19 protein-coding genes are annotated in these 19,055 nt (G+C 54.4%); 8 read left to right on the top strand and 11 right to left on the bottom strand.

Annotated features, from left to right (window positions below; genetic code table 11):
• Positions 1-166: 166 nt before the first annotated feature.
• The 3 genes from AC6I8T_RS21195 to AC6I8T_RS21185 are packed head-to-tail and all read left to right on the top strand — an operon-like array spanning position 167 to position 5,275.
• Positions 167-1,255, top strand: coding sequence for an efflux RND transporter periplasmic adaptor subunit (locus AC6I8T_RS21195; RefSeq protein WP_208725919.1), 1,089 nt, complete (start codon positions 167-169; stop codon positions 1,253-1,255).
• Positions 1,255-4,317: an efflux RND transporter permease subunit gene (locus tag AC6I8T_RS21190; protein WP_208725920.1), complete on the top strand. Its 3,063-nt coding sequence runs from the start codon at positions 1,255-1,257 to the stop codon at positions 4,315-4,317. The genes AC6I8T_RS21195 and AC6I8T_RS21190 overlap by 1 nt, the downstream gene beginning before the upstream one ends.
• The gene (locus AC6I8T_RS21185) at positions 4,310-5,275 is read left to right on the top strand and encodes an acyltransferase family protein (protein ID WP_208725921.1); all 966 of its coding nucleotides are present in this window, start codon (positions 4,310-4,312) and stop codon (positions 5,273-5,275) included. Before AC6I8T_RS21190 ends, AC6I8T_RS21185 begins: the two co-directional genes overlap by 8 nt.
• Before the next feature lie 40 nt (positions 5,276-5,315).
• Here the strand turns inward: AC6I8T_RS21185 and AC6I8T_RS21180 are convergent, their stop codons facing one another.
• Positions 5,316-5,669 carry a DUF1428 domain-containing protein gene (locus AC6I8T_RS21180; RefSeq protein WP_208725922.1) on the bottom strand — a complete coding sequence of 118 codons (354 nt, stop codon included), beginning with the start codon at positions 5,667-5,669 and terminating at the stop codon, positions 5,316-5,318.
• 178 nt (positions 5,670-5,847) lie between these two features.
• On the opposite strand from AC6I8T_RS21180, the gene AC6I8T_RS21175 reads away from it, so the two are divergent.
• Positions 5,848-6,534, top strand: a complete 687-nt coding sequence (locus AC6I8T_RS21175) for a RipA family octameric membrane protein (protein WP_497834347.1) — start codon at positions 5,848-5,850, stop codon at positions 6,532-6,534.
• Between the two features lie 31 nt (positions 6,535-6,565).
• Here AC6I8T_RS21175 and AC6I8T_RS21170 read toward each other — a convergent pair whose 3' ends face one another.
• Complete coding sequence (locus tag AC6I8T_RS21170) at positions 6,566-6,823, bottom strand: hypothetical protein (protein WP_244634061.1); 258 nt, start codon at positions 6,821-6,823, stop codon at positions 6,566-6,568.
• Between the two features lie 138 nt (positions 6,824-6,961).
• Between AC6I8T_RS21170 and AC6I8T_RS21165 the strand changes: the two genes are divergently transcribed.
• Positions 6,962-7,294: a gamma-glutamylcyclotransferase family protein gene (locus AC6I8T_RS21165; RefSeq protein WP_497834346.1), complete on the top strand. Its 333-nt coding sequence runs from the start codon at positions 6,962-6,964 to the stop codon at positions 7,292-7,294.
• A 276-nt stretch (positions 7,295-7,570) separates the two neighbouring features.
• Positions 7,571-7,870: a hypothetical protein gene (locus tag AC6I8T_RS21160; protein ID WP_497834345.1), complete on the top strand. Its 300-nt coding sequence runs from the start codon at positions 7,571-7,573 to the stop codon at positions 7,868-7,870.
• Positions 7,871-8,120: 250 nt separating this feature from the next.
• On the opposite strand, the gene AC6I8T_RS21155 is transcribed toward AC6I8T_RS21160, so the two are convergent.
• Entirely contained in the window at positions 8,121-9,413 is a 1,293-nt protein-coding gene (locus tag AC6I8T_RS21155) for a hypothetical protein (protein ID WP_497834344.1), read from the bottom strand.
• 337 nt (positions 9,414-9,750) lie between these two features.
• Between AC6I8T_RS21155 and AC6I8T_RS21150 the strand changes: the two genes are divergently transcribed.
• Positions 9,751-10,938, top strand: coding sequence for a low temperature requirement protein A (locus tag AC6I8T_RS21150; RefSeq protein ID WP_415173505.1), 1,188 nt, complete (start codon positions 9,751-9,753; stop codon positions 10,936-10,938).
• A gap of 32 nt (positions 10,939-10,970) precedes the next feature.
• Positions 10,971-11,915 carry a LysR family transcriptional regulator gene (locus AC6I8T_RS21145; protein WP_497834515.1) on the top strand — a complete coding sequence of 315 codons (945 nt, stop codon included), beginning with the start codon at positions 10,971-10,973 and terminating at the stop codon, positions 11,913-11,915.
• Here AC6I8T_RS21145 and mdcH read toward each other — a convergent pair.
• The 8 genes from mdcH to mdcA all read right to left on the bottom strand — a co-directional run bounded on the left by mdcH (position 11,900) and on the right by mdcA (position 18,932).
• Positions 11,900-12,793, bottom strand: a complete 894-nt coding sequence (gene mdcH / locus AC6I8T_RS21140) for a malonate decarboxylase subunit epsilon (RefSeq protein ID WP_497834343.1) — start codon at positions 12,791-12,793, stop codon at positions 11,900-11,902. The two genes, AC6I8T_RS21145 and mdcH, sit on opposite strands and share 16 nt — an antisense overlap.
• Positions 12,790-13,395, bottom strand: a complete 606-nt coding sequence (locus AC6I8T_RS21135; RefSeq protein ID WP_208726623.1) for a malonate decarboxylase holo-ACP synthase — start codon at positions 13,393-13,395, stop codon at positions 12,790-12,792. Before AC6I8T_RS21135 ends, mdcH begins: the two co-directional genes overlap by 4 nt.
• Before the next feature lie 2 nt (positions 13,396-13,397).
• On the bottom strand, positions 13,398-14,357 hold the full coding sequence (locus tag AC6I8T_RS21130; RefSeq protein ID WP_208725929.1) for an AEC family transporter: 960 nt from the start codon (positions 14,355-14,357) through the stop codon (positions 13,398-13,400).
• Positions 14,358-14,487: 130 nt separating this feature from the next.
• Positions 14,488-15,276 carry a biotin-independent malonate decarboxylase subunit gamma gene (gene mdcE / locus AC6I8T_RS21125; protein ID WP_208725930.1) on the bottom strand — a complete coding sequence of 263 codons (789 nt, stop codon included), beginning with the start codon at positions 15,274-15,276 and terminating at the stop codon, positions 14,488-14,490.
• A complete protein-coding gene (locus AC6I8T_RS21120; protein WP_208725931.1) occupies positions 15,273-16,109 on the bottom strand; it encodes a biotin-independent malonate decarboxylase subunit beta in 837 nt (278 codons plus the stop codon). Before AC6I8T_RS21120 ends, mdcE begins: the two co-directional genes overlap by 4 nt.
• On the bottom strand, positions 16,102-16,401 hold the full coding sequence (gene mdcC / locus AC6I8T_RS21115; RefSeq protein WP_208725932.1) for a malonate decarboxylase acyl carrier protein: 300 nt from the start codon (positions 16,399-16,401) through the stop codon (positions 16,102-16,104). Before mdcC ends, AC6I8T_RS21120 begins: the two co-directional genes overlap by 8 nt.
• A 9-nt stretch (positions 16,402-16,410) precedes the next feature.
• Positions 16,411-17,277: a triphosphoribosyl-dephospho-CoA synthase gene (locus tag AC6I8T_RS21110; RefSeq protein ID WP_208725933.1), complete on the bottom strand. Its 867-nt coding sequence runs from the start codon at positions 17,275-17,277 to the stop codon at positions 16,411-16,413.
• The gene (mdcA, locus tag AC6I8T_RS21105; RefSeq protein WP_208725934.1) at positions 17,277-18,932 is read right to left on the bottom strand and encodes a malonate decarboxylase subunit alpha; all 1,656 of its coding nucleotides are present in this window, start codon (positions 18,930-18,932) and stop codon (positions 17,277-17,279) included. The genes AC6I8T_RS21110 and mdcA overlap by 1 nt, the downstream gene beginning before the upstream one ends.
• Positions 18,933-19,055: the final 123 nt, after the last annotated feature.

Raw genomic sequence — 19,055 nt, 5'->3', positions numbered from 1 at the left:
AAACAGTTAAGTTGGTTTGTGGATTCGTTATCATGGCCGTTGTTGCCACCACGCTGGTCGGTTTGCTGACCTATGTTGTGGTATCGCATATTTCATGAAGATCGTTTGTTTAATCCTTGCGAGCTGTTTAATTCATGGCGTGGTATTTACGGGATGAGGGAAAATAATGATAAAATACAAGGCTCTACTTTTACTTGCCTGTACATTGCTAATTGCGGGGTGCGATGAAAAAAAAGAACCGCCGCCTCCCCAACCCCGCGTCGTTAAAGCGTTTACCATCACCTCAGGCAGCGCCAGCAATGTGCGCATCTTCCCGGCGCGTATCCAGGCGGGTGATAACACCGAACTGGCGTTTAAACGTGCAGGCCGTATTGAACAACTCGATTTACGTGACGGGATGGTGGTAAAAGCGAACCAGACCCTCGCCCGATTAAATGACACCGATGCACGTTTACGCGTGAAAGACCGGCAAAATAGTTTCCAACTGGCCGATCGGCAATATCAGCGTTTCCGTACCCTTTCCAATCGCAGCGCGGTGTCGCAAGCGGATATGGATGTACAGAAATCCAATCGCGATGCAGCAGCCACCGCGCTGAAAGTGGCTCAGGAAGAGTTGCAATTCCTCACCCTCAGCGCGCCGTTTGATGGCGTGATTGCCCGCGTCAATGTGCGTAATCATCAGGTGGTTGCCGCCGGACAACCCATCGCCTTGCTGACCCGCGCCGACGTGCTGGATGTGATTTTCACCGTACCGGAGAGTTTATTCACCGCCCTCGATATCCAGAACGCCAGTTATCAACCTGAAGTGCAATTCAATGCCCTACCCGACAGAACGTTCACTGCCAGCTACAAAGAACACAGCACGCAAACCGATGCCGCGACGCTCACCTGGCAGGTGGTGCTGACCATGCCCCGTCCGGCCGATTTACCGAATGTGGCCGGGCTAAGTGGCACCGTGCGTATTCAGTTGCACAACCTGCCGAACGCACCACAGCAATCGCAGGTGGTGGTACCCGCTGCGGCAGTATTCAATCCGGATCGTAGCCCAACCAATCAGCCACATGTCTGGCTGATTGTTGGTGAAGGCGACAATTTACACGTCAAAGATCAACAGGTTGAAGTGGGCAACATCAGTGCCGAAGGCATTGAAATTATCAGCGGCTTGAAAACAGGCGACCGCGTGGTGTCTGCCGGAACAGGCGAGCTGCGTGAGGGTGAAGCGATCCGTATCTGGACCCGTGAGCGGGGGTTATAATGCGGATTATTGACAACTTTATTAATAAACCTGTCCGTATCTGGATGGTGATTTTGCTGCTGGGCGTAGGCGGGATTTACGCCCTGCTAAACATTGGTCGTCTTGAAGACCCGTTGTTCACCATCAAGGCGGCGGTGATCGTCACGCAATATCCGGGGGCGTCGGCGCAGCAGGTGGAAGAAGAAGTCACGCTCCCGTTGGAAAATGCCTTGCAACGCTTGCCTTCACTCGACAACGTTAGCTCGATTTCCAGCAATGGCCTGTCGCAGATCACCGTCTCAATTCACACCAGTTATCTTGCCAACCAACTGCCACAAATCTGGGATGAACTTCGGCGACGGGTGGGTGACGCGGCGCGCCAGTTCCCACCTGGCGTCAATGAACCCTTCGTCAATGACGATTTTGGCGATGTCTATGGCTACTTCTTTGTTATTTATGGCAAAGACTTCAGCAACGACGAACTGCGTAATTATGCCGACCAGTTGCGGCGCGATCTGGTGTTGGTACCCGGGGTCGCGAAAGTTGCCGTCGCCGGGGTGCAACAGGAACAAATTCGCATCGCCCTCTCCAGCACCAAAATGAGCAGCTACGGCATCACGCCCGCGCGCGTAGCCGACTTACTCAGCCGCAGCAATGTGGTGTCTAACGCCGGGAGTATCCGTCTTGAGGGAGAATCGATCCGTTTCAACCCCACCGGGGAGTTTCAGTCTCTGGAGGATTTAGCCAACCTGCCGATATCCCGTCCTGGCACCACGCAAACGCTCCATCTGCATGACATTGCCACCCTGTCACACGATGTCACCGACACGCCGGACAACCTCTACCATGCCGACGGTCATGATGCGCTGGCGATTGGTGTCTCTTTCGCCCCCGGCGTTAACGTGATTAACGTGGGCGATGCGCTGACACAAAAGCTTCAGGATTATCAACAGGACAAACCCGCTGGCATCTCGCTGAAAGTGTTTTATAACCAGGCACATGAAGTGAAGCAGTCGGTGGATGGCTTTATCCTTAACTTTCTGATGGCGCTGGCGATTGTAGTCGGTACGCTGCTGATTTTTATGGGACTGCGCAGCGGTATTGTCATCGCTGCCTCGCTTACCTTTAACGTGTTGGGCACGCTGCTGGTGATGTACCTGTTTGGGCTGGAACTCCAGCGTATCTCGCTGGGGGCGCTGATTATCTCCCTCAGTATGCTGGTGGATAACGCCATTGTGGTGGTGGAAGGCATCAAGATCGACCAACAACGCGGTAAACCGTTACAACAGGCCACCACGCAGATGGTCAAGCGCACGGCACTGCCACTGTTGGGAGCCACGGTGATTGCCATCATTGCGTTTGCTCCGATCGGCCTGTCACAAGACTCAACCGGGGAGTACTGTAAATCGTTGTTCCAGGTGCTGCTGATTTCTCTGCTGCTCAGTTGGATCACGGCGCTGACGCTAACGCCGGTGTTTATTAAATGGAGTGAAGCGCGCCGTAAAGAATTGCAGTTACCACCACAGGATGATCAATCTCCCTATCAGGGTGTGGTGTTCCGCATTTATCGCAGCACGCTGGCGAGCTTAATTCGGCTACGCTGGCTGACCATCACCGTGATGGTGGCCTGCCTCGCTGCCTCTCTTTATGGTTTCACCTTTGTAAAACAAAATTTTTTCCCCTCCTCCAACACGCCGATTTTTTTCACCGATCTCTGGTTGCCCTATGGCACGGATATCAATTTTACCGCCGCGACGGCGGCTGAAATCGAGCGTTTTATTAATCAGGAGCCAGGCGTTGATGCCACCGTCACCACCATCGGTCAGGGTGCGATGCGCTTTACCCTGACCTATGACGCAACCCGGCAGTACAGCAATTACGCTCAGATTATGGTGCGGGTCAAAGATGGCCGCCAACTGGAGCGGATTGCCTTAGCCACCGAACATTACATTCAGCAGCAATATCCGCAGGTGAATGAGCGTATCAAACGCATTCAGTTCGGCAGCGCCAGTGACAGTGCCATTGCGCTGCGTGTCATCGGTCCCGATCCGGATGTGCTGCGTCGTATTGGCAGCCAGATTGATGGTATTTTCCAGGCAGATGGCACCACCTTCCCGGTGCGCAATGACTGGCAGGAGCGGAGCAAGGTGATCCGACCGCAATATTCAGCGTTACGCGGTCAGGAACTGGGTATCGACAAGCGCGACATTGACCAGGCGCTGCGGATGAATTTCAGTGGCGATGCGGTGGGGATTTTTCGGGATGGCTCACGGCTGATTCCGATCATGCTCTTCCCGGCGCCGGAGGAGCGGCAGAATATTGATCATATCGCCAACATCCAACTCTGGAGCGCCTCGCTGCAACATTTTGTCCCGCTCAGTAACGTGATTTCTGATTTCCGCCTGGAGTGGGAAGACCCGCTGATTATGCGACGCGACCGGATGCGCGTGTTGACGGTACAAACCGATCCCGACCCGGCGCAAGGATTAACCGCGGCCCAGGTGGTGGCGCGCGTCCAGCCGCAAATTGAACAACTCCAACTGCCTCCCGGCTATCGGCTGGAATGGGGCGGAGAACTGGAAAGTTCACGCGAAGCCCAAAGCGGCCTGTTAAGCTCGCTGCCAATCGGGTTTCTCGTGATGTTTATCATCACCATTCTGATGTTCAATTCTTTGCGAGATGCGGTGGCGATATGGATCACTGTGCCGCTGGCTTTGATTGGCGTCACCTGCGGCTTTTTACTCACCGGCATTCCGTTTGGTTTTATGGCGTTGATTGGTTTGCTGAGTTTGTCCGGCATGCTGATCCGCAACGGCATCGTGTTACTGGAGGAGACGCGTCAGTTCCGACAGCAAAAAGCGTTGCAGGCGGCGATTCTCGATGCCGCCACATCGCGTTTACGCCCCATTTTGCTGACCGCGTTCACCACCGTGCTGGGTCTGCTGCCGCTGTTGCGCGATGTGTTTTTCCAGAGCATGGCAGTCGTGATCATTTTCGGGCTGGGTTTTGCGACGGTGCTGACGTTGCTGGTGTTGCCGGTGCTGTATCGTTGTTTCCATGCCAGGGATGCTGCTGATGAATAATATCGGGTTGAATTTGTTGAAAACCCTGGCATGTATGACGGCGGTCTCCTTTTTCACGATGTATCAGAGCTACGACCGCTACAACTATAATTACAGCCTCGCGCTGAATATCCTGAGTTTTATCTCCACCATCGCCACGCCGCTCTACTTTTTGTTGAGCGGCTATCTCGATGCCGGACAGAAGCACAGTCCGAACTGGCAGTTGGAGAAGATCCGGCGCATTTTGCTGATCTTTCTCTTTTGGTTTAGTTTTTTCTGGTTTGCCGGGGTGCAAAATAAAGGCTATCTGATTCAACCGTGGTTTGTGATTTCCCTGATTTTGATTTATGTCTCGCAACCGGTGATTGACCGCCTGCTTCTTTTCCCTGGCAAAATGGCGTCGATTATTTTTGTGCTGCTGTTGGCCGCTTTCCTGTATGACATTTTGGCCGTGCTCTACCCGAATACACGCGCTTTCTCGCTGTTACCGCAATATCGTATCTGGACCTGGGTGTTGTATTACTTATCTGGTCGTCTGATGGCGTTGCCAGGCGTGGTACAACTGCTGCAATCGATACGGGTGGTACGGCTCAGTTTGTTATTACTGCCTGTGGTGTATCTGTTTACCTGGCTTTATGAACGTTATTATTTTATCGCGCGCTTTATCACTACCGGCAATGATTTCGTACTGACCGGCTCCCAGGTCTATTTCCTGGTGATTCTGATGGCGATTAGCGTCAACGGGATAACGGTGCCTGCGCACTGGAAAAAGGTGCCCGCGCTGTTCGCCACCCTCGGTAAAACTATGACCGGGGTTTATATCCTGCATTACCTGGTGTTCAACATCCTCGCCTGGTCGATTTCCATCCGTTCGCTGGCCGATAAGATCATGGTGATTTGCCTGACTGTGGTGGTATCAATGATGATTTCGTTGCTGTTGTTACAGATTCCCGGAGTGAAAAAACTGATTAGCTTGTGAGTGAGGTGGCTGGCGGCACGCCGCACAGCCATCAACCCGCTCATTCATCAAGAATGGGTGAGAAACCACCGTAAATCATGCGTTTGCCATCAAACGGCATAGTTTCGCCCATCTCTTTCATGCGCGGATCGGCCATCAGTTTTTCATTAGCGGCATCACGTACCTCTTTGGAAGGATATTCAATCCAGCTAAACACCACCGTTTCTTCCTCTTCAGCTTTGACCGCCATACGGAAGTCGGTGAGTTTGCCGTCTGGTACATCATCCGCCCAGCATTCAACAATACGGGTCGCGCCGAATTCCTTAAACAAAGGCGCGGCCTTAGCCGCCATTGCCAGATAGGCCTCTTTTTTATCCAGCGGGACCGGCACAACAAATCCATCAACATAAGGCATAGGAATTCCTCCGTCGTTAATGACGCGGCCAGTGGTGGCCGCGAAGATTAAGTGTACGAAAAATAGACCAGTGGGGTTTGCGTGACGGGCGGCAAAATGACAGGTTGACAGCATCCAGGCTTGTTACGCTGATTTACGATACACTCGCCTTCATCCTCGTTAGTCAATACGGAATTTTATGCGCATTATCATTGATCAGGCTGACCAGCCCTTTATCCAGAGCTTTTTTGGCGAGAAAGTTGAGAGCATCGAAACAGAATCTCCCCAGGCGAAACAACTGCATCAGGCCCTTCAGGTTGCCCGCCAGCAGGTAAATACCGAGGCAGAACTGGACTGGAAACGCAGCGCCTTATTCCTCGCGCTGTTTGTGTTCCTCTATGCGGGACTGGGTGCGTCGCTGACCTTAGATCTCACCGCCAACAGCTCCAGCCATAAAAGCATTGCTTATGCGCTGGAAGCAGTGCCGGTATTGATCGCCTTTTCCGGGTTTTTCCTTTCTCTGCTGTTCCTGTTTTTTACCCGCAGTAGTGCACGCCGGGTACGTAACTGGGAACGCGGCATTCTGTTGCTGGAAAAGTACACCGCCTGCAACCTGAGCCATCAAATCAATGTGATGGGCGCGCGCACCACGCATTATTCTCAGCCAACGATCACCATCTCACTGGCGTTATTTATCAGCGTGACCTGGGTGGTGATGTATAACTTTTTCACTTTTACCACCAGCGGCGTAATTGGTAGCGTGATCTCCTTGTTTATCAGCACTATGACTTATGTGATCCTCGATCTTCAGTTACTTAAGTCCGGCCAGCAGAGCGAAATTGATGAACCGTTGATCCCCGCTGATGACGAAAAAGAGAAAGATTAAATCTGGTGTAGCGGCGCGATAAATCGCGCCGCTACGATTCTGCCTCCGATAGCACTTCTACCAGTATCAGCGGGCACTTTCTTACCCGACATGCTTGTGAGTATGCCAGCGAGCACACTGAACACAGATCCCGTACGTCTGATTGGTATTCATATTCGGTGAAATAACGAAACTGGCCACGCTCCGGCTCGGTACGCCAGAAACGTTGTGGCTCGAGAATTTCATCAAGTTGCCTGAAAGTCAGGGCCGACGGGTTATGAAACCCGACTCTTACACGATAAATAGTCATGATTTGATTATTCGTATCCAACCTGACATCAGCCAGACGTTATTAGTTTTCAATGCGATAGATCTCACTTATCACTCAGGATGACAGGCCGGATGTTCAGGGTTAAAGTGCTTCTTTTGTCTGATTTTACGAGGGAAAATGAAACGTTTATTTGTCTACGGCACGCTGTGTCCGGGTCGTTCCAACGCGCATATTTTAGAAAATATCGGCGGAGAATGGCTAGCCGGGCATGTGACAGGGACTTTTTATGAACGCGGCTGGGGAGCAGCAGCGGATTTTCCCGGCATTGTGCTGGATAAAAACGGCCCTCGCGTAGACGGTTATCTGTTTTTATCCAACAACCTGGAACCTCACTGGCCGATGCTGGATGAGTTTGAAGAGGGTTATGACCGGGTCGAAGTGGATGTGACCACCATCGAAGGTCAACGGATCACGGCATGGATCTACCAATTGCAACCACGCACTGCCTGATGAACATCCGCGGTCACGGCGATAATGTCCGTGGCCGCCGGCCAGCAATGCCGATCAAAACAACCAAAACCGTCGTAGTCTGATTTAAAAGGAAATCTTACCTCATGAAATTCCCATGAGAGAAACAGGTTATAATATTGAAATTAATTTCACCCTGTTTTTCAACCCTCCCACTTATATTAACATCGATAAAAACAGCAACTGCTAATGAGATTGCACAGGGAAAGTATCCAACACATATACGCCAGGATGGCTTAAAGAAGCTGGAATCGAACGTTGATCTCACTGCTGATCTATTATTATAAAAAACCCGATTCTATTTCTGCTAACGGAAGCGTTGATGAGAAAGGCATTATTACCATCGGCGCACTCACATTCTATAATGAATGGGTAGTAAAAAATATCAATAAAGCCGATGAGTTATATGATTTCAATCCAAATACATTAAGCACCTCCCCTCTCCGTTGTATCTCGAAAGAGAAACATGTAGAAGTGATAGAAATTGACAAGATGGTTTTAGAGTCACTGGGTGCAAAAGTTGGTGATAAAACCGTAGAGATTTCCGTTCCCTCATGAGGCCCTGATGGAAAGCAAAAAATAGTGGAAGGTGGATTACTGGTCCGAATTTGGCTGGGAAATACCGACAAAGGTGAGCCAGTGTATGAATACTATGGCCTCAGCCTGCTGGATCGAGAAGATTATATTCCTGAGTTTATCGTTCCTCCTGATTTTTCGGTAGATCGCTAATCTTCGCACGGTTCATACACCTATTTAGCCGCAGGCGGCAAAGCCTGCGGCTCATCCTCTGACTGCGAGCCACTGCGTGTTACCGATCCTCCATGCCGCACTGCCCGACAATGCGCTCCCCAATGTAGTTGCAGGTTTCATGCAACCGCCCCGTCACGCAGGTATAAGTCGTCTCGCCATCCGATCCCGGTGAGATCCGCACTTTTCCACCCCCCGATTTGCAGCAACTTTTAAACTTCGATGCGGTAGCAAAAGTACATTGACGCCCGGAACTTTGACCTCCGGCAGCACTGGTTAACGCCGTCTGTATTGACTGCATCTGCTCAGGATCATCAGAGGTCGCAATCGCCACGTTGTTAAGTTGCACACCTGTGGCCTGCATCACATCCTGACCGGTTGATGCGGCGACAGCAATGCCGGTCGCCGCGCCGACCAGTGAAGACACCAATTGCTGATTTTTAGCCTCATTCTCGGCTTCAATCCGTTGGTTATCGATTTGCGCTTGCGCATTGCTGGCGTCCAGCGCGGCCATATATTGTGACTGTGCAACATATCTGCCTGCGATATCCGCTGAGGTCTTACCTAATCCGGTGAAACCTTTTTCGTTCATCACGTCAGCAATCAGCTTATAACGATTGGCCTGAGTATCGTTATAATCACTTTGTCCACCGAAAGGATAAGCCGCCTCCGCTTTACGTTGCGAGGCTTGCAGCAGCGTATATTGTTGTTGTAACTGCTGGTATGATTTTGCGTAGTCTTTGTTATTCGCCATAAAATCCAGCAACGGACGATAATCGTTCGCTTTGGCATCTGGCATGGTATTTAACGATACCGCATAATCATTGATGGTTTTCGCGCTGGTATCACCGTTCTTCATCATTGCCTGATAGGCGGGAATATCCAGTGTCGCCATATCATTCACAAACAGGAAATTACCTCGCGAGTCAATAATATTGACATACTCTTTGTAGACATCAACCGGGCGGCTATTTTTCTTCGCCTTACCATCGTACAGTTTAAAAAGATTGCCGTAGGTCGAGACGGCCAGGTTCGATCCCCCAATTGATTTATCGAAAGGAGGAATAGCCGAGAGCAGTTGATTAAATTGTTTGATTCCTTTCTCATAATCACCGCTTCTGCTGGCGTTTTCTATGATGATACTTTCCAGTTCAAACGTTGTGACTCCCTGAACGTCTTTGTATTCCTGTATATTACAACTGGCAAGAAAATGACTGTAGGCAGCATCGAACTCACCGGCATTACTCCTTAACGAGGGAGAATGTAATGCTTTCTCCATATCGGAACATTTGGAGTATTGACCTGCTGAGCAACCAGAAAGTATGAAAGTGATGAGTAGAAAAAATATTTTCATATTGACACCTTATTAATTTTATTGGCGTCCTTTTTTCATCGCGAGCAAAGGCGTTTTAATTACCCACGTCACGCGACCGCTGAGTTCCTTTAAGAGGTAGTTTCATCCCGAAACCAAAAGCTAATCTACGGCAACAGCTATAGTGTGTGAAGTGAAGATTAACAAGGGTAAAATTAGCGAGATAATCATTAGTAGATTATTGTTTTTTAAGCTGCGTTAGTTCCAGTTATCGCCTGAATACCAACTTTTATCTGCATGGTTGGTTTTATTCTTTTAGCCGGGAGCTGGCTATTTTCGCGGGCCATCCCATCGACTCTTCGTTAAATGAGGTTGATTAATGACTGATAAAATTGGCCTGAATGCGCTATTGCGCCAGCGCGATGGGCACCATGCCCGCGTCACCTGGGAAGAACTGTTTTTCGATCTGGTTTACGTTTTTGCCGTAACGCAACTCAGCCATACCCTGCTGCATGACCTTAGCGCCAGTGGGATGTTGCAAACGCTTATTCTGTGGTTTGCGGTCTGGCTTGGTTGGCAGTACACCTGCTGGGTAACCAACTGGTTCAGTCCCGATACGCCACAGATCCGGGCGTTGCTTTTTGGCGTGATGGCGGCCGCGCTGGTGATGGCCGCCGCGCTACCAGAAGCATTCGGTGAGCGGGTGTGGTTCTTCGTTATCGCTTACATCATCATTCAGGTGGGCCGTACCGCATGGATTGTCTGTATCCTTGGCCCGCAGCATGCCCTGACAGCGAATTACCGCCGGATGCTGGTATGGCTGGTGATCTCAGCGCTGATCTGGTGTGCCGGAGCACTGAGCAGCGGCGGTTTACGCACCGCCCTCTGGGCCTTAGCGGTGCTGTGTGAATATCTCTCGCCAATGACCGGTTTTGCCTTTCCCGGGATGGGACGATCCGCCACACGCGACTGGACTATTGAAGGCGCTCATCTCACCGAGCGTTGCCAGCTGTTCGTCATCGTCGCGTTAGGGGAAACCCTGCTGGCCACCGGTGGCAGCCTGGCGGAGAGCGAGGCATGGACCTTCCCGGTGCTATCAGCCATGTGCGCTACTTTTCTTTCAGCGCTGGCGGTGTGGTGGCTTTACTTTGGCACCTCCGGCGAGCAGGCAACGCAAGCCATCACCCATTCTCCTGATCCCGGTCGCATGGGCGCACGTTTTCACTATATTCACGTCATTTTGGTGGGTGGCATTATCGTGATGGCGGTAGGGAATGACCTCATCCAGGAAGGCCCGGAACATCATGTAACGCTGCTGCATGGCGCGGTGATTAGCGCCGGGTCGGTCATCTTCCTGGTGGGTAGCGCCATCTACAAACGCGTGGTGTACGGCGCCATCCCCATTACCCATATTCTTGGCGCACTGGCGCTGTGTCTGGCCGTGGCGCTGATGCCGGTCCTGACGCTGGAACAGGCCGGTTGGCTGACCACCCTTATCATGCTGATCACCGCCCTGGCGGAATCACGGGTGCATCAGCGCCGCATGATTAAAATGAAAGGTGTATGATAACCATCATCTTCATTTTTAAGTCTTTATCCATGAAACTCAATGTCGACAATGATCTGACGGTACGCAAACTTTTCATTTTCTGCACTTACATGGAAAGCGAAAATCTGGCGCGTACCGCAGAAACCCTCGGTATCAGCACCGTCAGCGTGCACCGCGCGCTGCATACGCTGGAAGAGAGTCTGCGTTGCCCGTTGTTTACCCATAAGGGACGCAATCTGGTGGCGCTGCCCGCCGCATGGACACTGCTGGAGTACAGCCGTGAAGCGTTACAAACCCTGAGTCAGGGGCTGGATGAGACGCGCCGCACCGCAGGTATCGGGCTGGGGCATCTGCGCATCGGCACTTTGTATTCGCTGTCGCTGGAAACCGTGCCGCGTCTGATTATGAATATGAAGTTGCGCCGACCGGAGCTGGAGTTAAACCTGACGATGGGTTCGAATCAGGTACTGACGGGGATGCTGCAAAATAATCAACTGGACGCCATCATCATCTCGGTGACGGAAACGGAAATCGATCAGAAGGTGTTTGAGCAGGTCGGATTGTTTCAGGACGACATCTATCTGGCGGTGCCTGGCGCTGAACCCCGCGATGCCACAGAAGATGTCGATCTACGTGAGTACAGTGACAAACCTTTCGTCTCGCTCGATGAAGGATTCGCTACCTTCACTGGCTTTCAGGAAGCGTGCCATGTCGCGGGGTTTGAACCCAATATCGTCACCCGCGTCAATGACATCTTTTCGATGCTCAGTCTGGTGCAGGCCGGTATGGGATATTCACTGGTACCGGGCCGCATGCGTAAACAATACGAACACGATTTGCAGTTCCGCAAGCTGGCCGAACCGTATCAGATGCGTCAGCAGATCGCCATCGTCTTCGCCCGCAATCGCGAACATGACCCCAATCTGCTGGCGTTAGTTGCGGAGGCCCGGATGTACGCGCTGAGTTTACAGGATAAGGCTCAGCCCCGGGCGTAGAGATGTTGCACCAGTTCCACGCTGCTGCGTTCCAGCGCCAGACACTCGCCCTGCGGCTGTGTACTGCGCGTTAGTCCGGTCAGCACCCCACCTGGCGGCATCTCAAGCACCAGCCGCACCTCACGTTCTTCTGCGGCCACCATCGCCTCATGCCAGCGTACCTGGCGTGCCATATTCATCGCCAGATCATCAGCAATGCGCTCCGGTTGCCACAACACCCTGGCGCTGTTACCGCTGAGGTAAGCACAGCGTGGCGGTGTTAGCCGTACCTGCTGCATATGTTCCGCCAGTTTACGCGCCGATTCATTCAGTAACGCGCAGTGGGATGGCACGCTGATCGCCAGCCGACGTACGCAGTTTGCGCCTTGCGCCCGCGCCGCATCACCGACCGCTTTCATCGCCGCCTCACTGCCCGCGATCACGATCTGCGACTCTGAGTTGATGTTAGCGATAAAGCTGTGCCGGTTATCCACCAGCGGCTCCACCTGTTGCAGCGGCAAGCCGTTGATGGCGGTAAGGCCATAACCGTGCGGATAGGCGCCTTCCATCAGATCACCGCGCCGCGCCACCAGCCGTAACGCATCGGCGAAGTCCAGCGCACCGGCAATCACCGCCGCCGGATACGCGCCAATCGACAAGCCACAGACCATATCCGGTTGTACACCCTGCGCCATCAAGCCACGCGCCGCAGAAACCCCGGCAATCAGGAGCGCCAGTTGTACCGCACGAGTATGCTGTAACGCCTCATGGCTATCCAGCCGCGACAGTTCATCACCTAATACCTGTTGCGCCTGTTGCCAGGTGTCATCACGCGGCAGGTCACTGAGCATCCCCGGTCGCTGAGCGCCCTGGCCGGGAAATGTAAACAAGGTTTTCATGGCGTCTCCTCTGCCCAGGGGTTGTCCGTTAAACGCGGTCCGGTTGCGGTTTTTAGCAGCACGCGCCCACTGCGCAGCCACTCATTTAAGGCAAAACCGCCCTGCGGTGTCTCGATTTGGCTGTCGGCGCGACAGGGTAGCGTCGACAATACCTGTTGCCAGTGGGCCACATCAGCGGGTCGCAACGGGTTGGGCGCGCGGATCAGCAAATCCAGGTCGCTGTCCTGATGCAGCACCGGCAGGCCGGTAGCCAGCGCAAATCCGGTGCTGCCGGTCACGCCCCACTCCCACGGCCAGTGATGCTGACGCAGCACCACCAACGCCTGCACCGTTGGATGGTGGTTTAACTGCCTTGGCACCACCAGCATTTCCGGTGACACTACCCGAACCACTTCAGTCGGGGCCACCCATCCTGCCGCCCGTTGATGGCGTGCCTGACCACGCACGCCAACCGGAATCAATCCCTGTTTCATCACATCACGTCGCACCACCACCGGTTGCTGACAATGCCACAGCTCAGCTACCCAGGGGTCTGTCACCCCGAGCAGCGCCGTATCATGGCGCAGCCAGAGCAAGTCATGGGGACGTGCGGTGATGTTCATCATCAGATTCCTGCGGTTAAGGAGATAAACAGCGGCAGCGAGAGGATCGACAGCAGTGAACTTAACAGCAACACCGCTTCCGCATCCGGCGACTGCACGCCAAAACGGTTACCGAATACCACACCAAAGAAACCGGCGGAGAGCGCGATCATCAGAATCGCGGTGATCGCCACGGTGCCATGTAAACCAAACACCAGTACGATACCCCAGGCCAGCGCCGGTTGAATCAATAACTTGGTCACGGTGGAGCTGATCACCATGCTGTTGATTTTCAGTTTGCGCGCCGAGAGGATCACCCCGGTCAGGAACAACGCCGCCGCGGTGGCCGCCAGTCCGAGTGGTTTAATCGAGGCCAGCAACAGATCCGGCATCTTCACGCCAAACGCCGACAGTACCACCCCAAGCAACGGTCCCCAGACGATAGGTTTTTTCACCGAACGCCACATCAGCACCGGCAACATTGCCAGGGTGGAGCGTTGCGTTTCACCGGCAGCGCGCGCTTTTTCCCGTTCGAGGATCAGCAGGCAAAACGGCGTCATCAGCACCGAACCACAGGCGATGGACACCGCCACCGAGAGTGATGTCGCAGAACCTTCACCCACCACGCTGCCGAGAATTGGCAGCCCCAGCGCGGCATAGTTCGGCAGTGCCACCGTCAACGTGAGTACCGCAGCGTCCTGTGGCGACTTTTTGAATACGCCAGTGGCGATGAAATACAGCGCTGCATAGGCAATCCACATTGCCAGAGTCAACACGGCAATCAGTGGCATCTGCGCCACGATACCGCTCCACGGCGTTTGCACCGTGGCGCTGAACAACGCGGCGGGTAAAGCAAAATCCATAACAAAAATATTCAGTAGCGAGACGTTCTTGTTATCGACCATCCCGGCTTTGCCAGCCCAGAAACCCAGCAACATAATGACAAAAATGGGTGCGAGGGCATGAAGAATCACGTAAGTCATAAATCACCTGTTATTAGAAGAGTGAATACTGACGCGATGGTGTTTATTTAACAGACGCTACAGTTAGCCGGGTGTACCAACACACCCGGCCCTGTCGCTATCCGGCAGGTTTATTGTTTTTTATGTTTAACTACCAACTGGCGCGCATACGCGCGCGGACATCAGCCGAAGCCTGTCGATTGACAGCGACTTCACCGGAACCACGACGTGGATCCTTGCGGGCATCCTCGATCGCCGCCGCTAAGGTATCGCGAACGCGTTGTACATCAGACGCGCCAGGCGCATCAGGGTCGGCGATATTCAGCAGCGAGGACAGCAAACCCAGAGTGGCGTAATTGCTGATGTCATAAGCCATCGGCGGTACGGTGGCCGCCAGTTTTTCCAGCGCTTCCACGGTGCGCAGCGTAATACGTGCGGCGGATTCTTTACCCATGGCATGAACCAGTACGCCCGCGTCATTGAAGGCGATCAGGCGATTGGCCTGATAACCGTGCGCCAGAAACGCCCCGGACATCGCCTTACCGACAATCAAGCCGATCACCGGGTGACCTGCCAGACGTGCCTGGGCATACGCCCCTGCCGCACCCGCCAATGCCTGGTGGATACCAAACGCCTCTTCACGACGACCATAGGCCTGGCTCGGCACATCAATCACCGCCACAATCGGACGTTTGATGGCGCTGTTGGCATCGGCCGCGAGGGTTTCCTGTACCACTTTCGCCAGCGTCCATCCTTCCAGTAACCCCACCTCACCTTTGGCAGCGCGCGGATAGCGGTTATGTGCATCCGGGACGACCGCAATGTAACGGACACCGTCGGCGTCAGCGGCCAGCACCGATGGACACAACCCCTGAATCCGCTCTGCACCGCCGGTCAGTTGGTTAAACCAGCGTTCACCACGGCTGTTATTTGTGCTCATTTTTTCACCTCCGGGGCAAAGACCTGATGAATCACAGCCGTACTGGCCTGCTGTTGGGTGTCGAAACGCGTCAGGCGATCAAGGTAAAAGGCGTAGTTTTCGCTACGATGCTGCGCCGGAACGCCCTGAGCGATGGCGGCATCGACGGCGGTTTGCACCGCATTCACACCATCGCCAACCAGCGCATCAACCAACCCGCTTTGATAACGGATTTCGCCGCCAGTCATGCTCCAGATAAAGGGACGATCGCGGGAGTCGTACTCTGCTATCCCGGCTTCCTGTTCAATGACCTGTGGACCATTCAGGCCCAGACGCGCTTCACGGGTGACAATCAGATAGCTACATAACGCCGCCGCAATCGACATCCCGCCAAAGCACCCGACCGTACCGGCAACAATGCCGATGACCGGGGTATAACGGCGCAGATCCACAATCGCCGCGTGAATATCGGCAATCGCCGCCAGACCGAGGTTGGCTTCCTGTAGCCGCACCCCACCGGTTTCCAGACAAAGAATGGCCTGCGTCGGGATACCGTTACGGTTGTCCTCCGCCGCCAGCTCCAGCGCGGCGGCCATTTTGGCCCCGGACACTTCACCCATACTGCCGCCCTGGAAGGTGCCTTCGATTGCCACCACCACCGTCGGTTTGCCGTGGCGGCTGCCTTTCATCACCACCATGCCGTCATCGGCCTGCGGCACGATGCCCTGCTGTGGCAACCAGGGCGACATCACACCGGCGAACGGGTCGAGCAATTCGCGTGCGCTACCTGCATCCAGTAGCGCCAGCGCCCGTTGCCGCGCCCGTAACTCAATAAAGCTGCTGTCGTTACGCATGAGCGACCTCCTCAAACACCTGTTCAATGCGGATACGCGCCACACCCGGTGTCGCACCGAAGTCATGAATAACCAGTTGGCCCGCAGGCAAGTCGGTGAGCTGCGCCAGGCGATTGAACAATGCTTCCCAACGCGCGTGACTGTTATTGACTGACGTGGTGATAGCAATGTTCAGAACGTGGCTATCATCCGCCGTGAACAGCACCTCCATATCCCCCGATCCCACCACGCCCGCCAGCGCCTTGCCGCTGAGCGTACGGCCGGACGGGTATGACAACGTTATGTGTTCCATAGCTACCTCTTAATCATTAAATGTTGCTGCCTGAGCGCCGGTGATGCGGTCAAGAAACAGCGTGGCGGCCAGTAAATCGGCGGCCCCACCCGGCGAGGCATTGAACCTCAACATCGCGTTATCCAATTTTTCCAGCGCCTTGCGCCCTGCCGCCCCGGCATAGCCCCCGGCCGTCAGTACCTGGCGCGCACCCTCCTGCATGGCACGCAGCGCCGGTAAACCTGCCCGGTGCAGTACGCAGGTGTCGGTTAGCGAGGTCAGGATGGCCATCAGCGCATCAATGCGTGCTGCCGTTTCATCGGCTCCGGCACGGCGACTGGCATGGAGTTGCGGCAGCGCCAGCCGGGTAATATGGGGAAAACCTTGCTGCGCCTCTTCACGCGCACCCGGTACACGAAAACGATGTACCACCCGTAACCCTTTGCTGAAGGTTTTCGGGGCCGCGCGATCCGGCAAACGGGCAAGCTGGGCGGCAACCTCACAGACGCGGTGGCTGTCGCCAGTCCCCGCCAGCATCGCGCCAGCGCTGACCAGCAAGCCAAGCGCCCAGATAGCACCACGATGGGTGTTAACCCCGGCAGTGGCGGCCATCATTTGCCTCTCACCTTCACGTCCCAGTTGTCCGATGGTTTCCCGCAGCGCAATATCCGCCGGTCGTTGCCAGCTTTGTTGTGCCAGTGCATAGAAGGTAGGCGTCAGGCTACGCGCAGAGCGCTCCATCAGCGCCAGCGTGAGGTCGTGATGCGCCCCACTGCCACGGCGATCCACCAGCCCAGGTTTGGGCGTGAGGTTCACTTCTTCGATCAGACACGCGGTCGCCATCTGCGCCAGTTGATGCAGATGATGTTCAACCGGTGTGGGTGAGAGTCGTTTCATTACCAGCTCCGGAATTTAGCGGGCGGGTTGTAGAGGCCGTCTGACCACTCGACCAGGTCAGCGACGCTACCGGCAGCCAGCAGTGAACGGGTGGCATCTGAACGACGAATGCCGATATCTTCCGGGAACACCACTTTGCCGCTGCGACGTAATTCAGCCACGCGTTTAGCATCCACACCCAGACCGATATCGGTGATACCCGCCACCGCAGCCACCATCGCCCGACGTTCTTCCAGGCTGGTCGCCCGATAGAGGTAGGCAATACCTTCTTCGGTCAGAACGTGGGTCACGTCGTCGCCGTAGATCATCACCGGGGCCAACGGCATACCGGCGCTTTTCGCCACCTCAACGGCATCGAGGGTTTCCACAAAGGTCGGTTTGACGCCCGCCTGGAAGGTTTCCACCATCTGTACCACCAGCTTGCGCCCACGTTGCAACGGATCTGGCTCGTTGATCATTGCCAGCCAGGCGGGTGTGGCATGACGGCGTCCGTGGGGGTCGTGGCCCATATTTGGCGCGCCACCAAAGCCCGCCAGACGACCACGGGTGACGGTGGAGGAGTTACCGAGGCCGTCAACCTGCAAGGTCGAACCGATGAACATGTCCACCGCGTATTGACCGGCAAGTTGACACATCGCGCGGTTTGAACGCATTGAACCGTCGGCACCGGTAAAGAAAATATCGGGACGCGCGCGGATGTACTCTTCCATCCCCAGTTCACCACCGAAGCAGTGCACACTCTCCACCCAGCCACTTTCGATGGCCGGGATCAGGGTCGGATGCGGGTTAAGGGTCCAGTGCTTGCAGATTTTGCCTTTCAGGCCGAGTTGCTCACCGTAAGTCGGCAGCAGCAATTCAATCGCCGCGGTGTTAAAACCGATACCGTGGTTAAGTGATTGCACCTGATGTTCGGCGTAGATGCCTTTGATGGCGAGCATCGCCATCAGGATATGTTCCTGTTTAATCAGGCGCGGGTCGCGGGTAAACAGCGGTTCAATAAAGAACGGTTTATCCGCCACCACCACAAAATCAATCCAGGAGCCGGGAATATCGACACGCGGCAGATCGCACTCGTCATCCACCAGTTCATTGACCTGGGCGATCACGATGCCATCATGGAAGGCAGCCGCTTCCACCAGCGCCGGGGTGTCTTCGGTACTCGGCCCGGTGTACAGGTTGCCTTTTCGGTCGGCTTTGTAACCGGCGATCAGCGCCACGTTCGGTGCCAGATCGACATACAGGCGCGAATACAACTCGATATAGGTATGAATAGCACCGATTTCGAGGATGTTATCCTCCAGCAGCTGCGAAATACGCAGGCTCTGCGTACCGGCGAAGGAGAAATCGAGTTTACGGGCGATGCCTTTTTCGAAGATATCGAGGTGCTCGCTGCGCCCGACGCTCGGCATGATCATATGCAGATTATTAACTTTGGCGGGATTGACCTGCGCCAACATGCGCGAGAGAAAATCGGCTTGTTTCTGGTTGTTGCCTTCCAGCACCACCCGGTCACCCGAGGAGATCAACCGTTCAAGCATCTCTGCCATTTGATCGCTCGGTAGCACTTTCCCTGCCACCTTCACTTCTGCCAGTCTCCGCTGTTTTTCGATGCGCCGCGTATTCCAGACGCGCGGCGAATGCTGTCCTGATGACATGACTAACCTCCTGAATTCGCGAATCTCAATGATTGCTTCAACTGGATTCAGTCTGGCGTCAGGGCGCGGTTCCATCAATCAAGCAGCGGAGCAGATCGTTAGCCTGAGAGTAATGATTGGATA

This window comes from Pantoea sp. X-Soil-OKNW-556 (assembly GCF_059730695.1).
This window is presented reverse-complemented; position numbering and strand designations above follow the sequence as displayed.

What these genes read in the sequence shown, in the direction of transcription:
- AC6I8T_RS21155 (WP_497834344.1), bottom strand. Translation starts at nt 9,413, where the DNA reads ATGAAAATATTTTTTCTACTCATCACTTTCATACTTTCTGGTTGCTCA.
- AC6I8T_RS21150 (WP_415173505.1), top strand. Translation starts at nt 9,751, where the DNA reads ATGACTGATAAAATTGGCCTGAATGCGCTATTGCGCCAGCGCGATGGG.
- mdcA (WP_208725934.1), bottom strand. Translation starts at nt 18,932, where the DNA reads ATGTCATCAGGACAGCATTCGCCGCGCGTCTGGAATACGCGGCGCATC.
- AC6I8T_RS21130 (WP_208725929.1), bottom strand. Translation starts at nt 14,357, where the DNA reads ATGACTTACGTGATTCTTCATGCCCTCGCACCCATTTTTGTCATTATG.
- AC6I8T_RS21185 (WP_208725921.1), top strand. Translation starts at nt 4,310, where the DNA reads ATGAATAATATCGGGTTGAATTTGTTGAAAACCCTGGCATGTATGACG.
- AC6I8T_RS21170 (WP_244634061.1), bottom strand. Translation starts at nt 6,823, where the DNA reads ATGACTATTTATCGTGTAAGAGTCGGGTTTCATAACCCGTCGGCCCTG.
- AC6I8T_RS21175 (WP_497834347.1), top strand. Translation starts at nt 5,848, where the DNA reads ATGCGCATTATCATTGATCAGGCTGACCAGCCCTTTATCCAGAGCTTT.
- mdcC (WP_208725932.1), bottom strand. Translation starts at nt 16,401, where the DNA reads ATGGAACACATAACGTTGTCATACCCGTCCGGCCGTACGCTCAGCGGC.
- AC6I8T_RS21190 (WP_208725920.1), top strand. Translation starts at nt 1,255, where the DNA reads ATGCGGATTATTGACAACTTTATTAATAAACCTGTCCGTATCTGGATG.
- AC6I8T_RS21195 (WP_208725919.1), top strand. Translation starts at nt 167, where the DNA reads ATGATAAAATACAAGGCTCTACTTTTACTTGCCTGTACATTGCTAATT.
- mdcE (WP_208725930.1), bottom strand. Translation starts at nt 15,276, where the DNA reads ATGAGCACAAATAACAGCCGTGGTGAACGCTGGTTTAACCAACTGACC.
- AC6I8T_RS21165 (WP_497834346.1), top strand. Translation starts at nt 6,962, where the DNA reads ATGAAACGTTTATTTGTCTACGGCACGCTGTGTCCGGGTCGTTCCAAC.
- AC6I8T_RS21180 (WP_208725922.1), bottom strand. Translation starts at nt 5,669, where the DNA reads ATGCCTTATGTTGATGGATTTGTTGTGCCGGTCCCGCTGGATAAAAAA.
- AC6I8T_RS21110 (WP_208725933.1), bottom strand. Translation starts at nt 17,277, where the DNA reads ATGAAACGACTCTCACCCACACCGGTTGAACATCATCTGCATCAACTG.
- AC6I8T_RS21145 (WP_497834515.1), top strand. Translation starts at nt 10,971, where the DNA reads ATGAAACTCAATGTCGACAATGATCTGACGGTACGCAAACTTTTCATT.
- AC6I8T_RS21135 (WP_208726623.1), bottom strand. Translation starts at nt 13,395, where the DNA reads ATGAACATCACCGCACGTCCCCATGACTTGCTCTGGCTGCGCCATGAT.
- mdcH (WP_497834343.1), bottom strand. Translation starts at nt 12,793, where the DNA reads ATGAAAACCTTGTTTACATTTCCCGGCCAGGGCGCTCAGCGACCGGGG.
- AC6I8T_RS21120 (WP_208725931.1), bottom strand. Translation starts at nt 16,109, where the DNA reads ATGCGTAACGACAGCAGCTTTATTGAGTTACGGGCGCGGCAACGGGCG.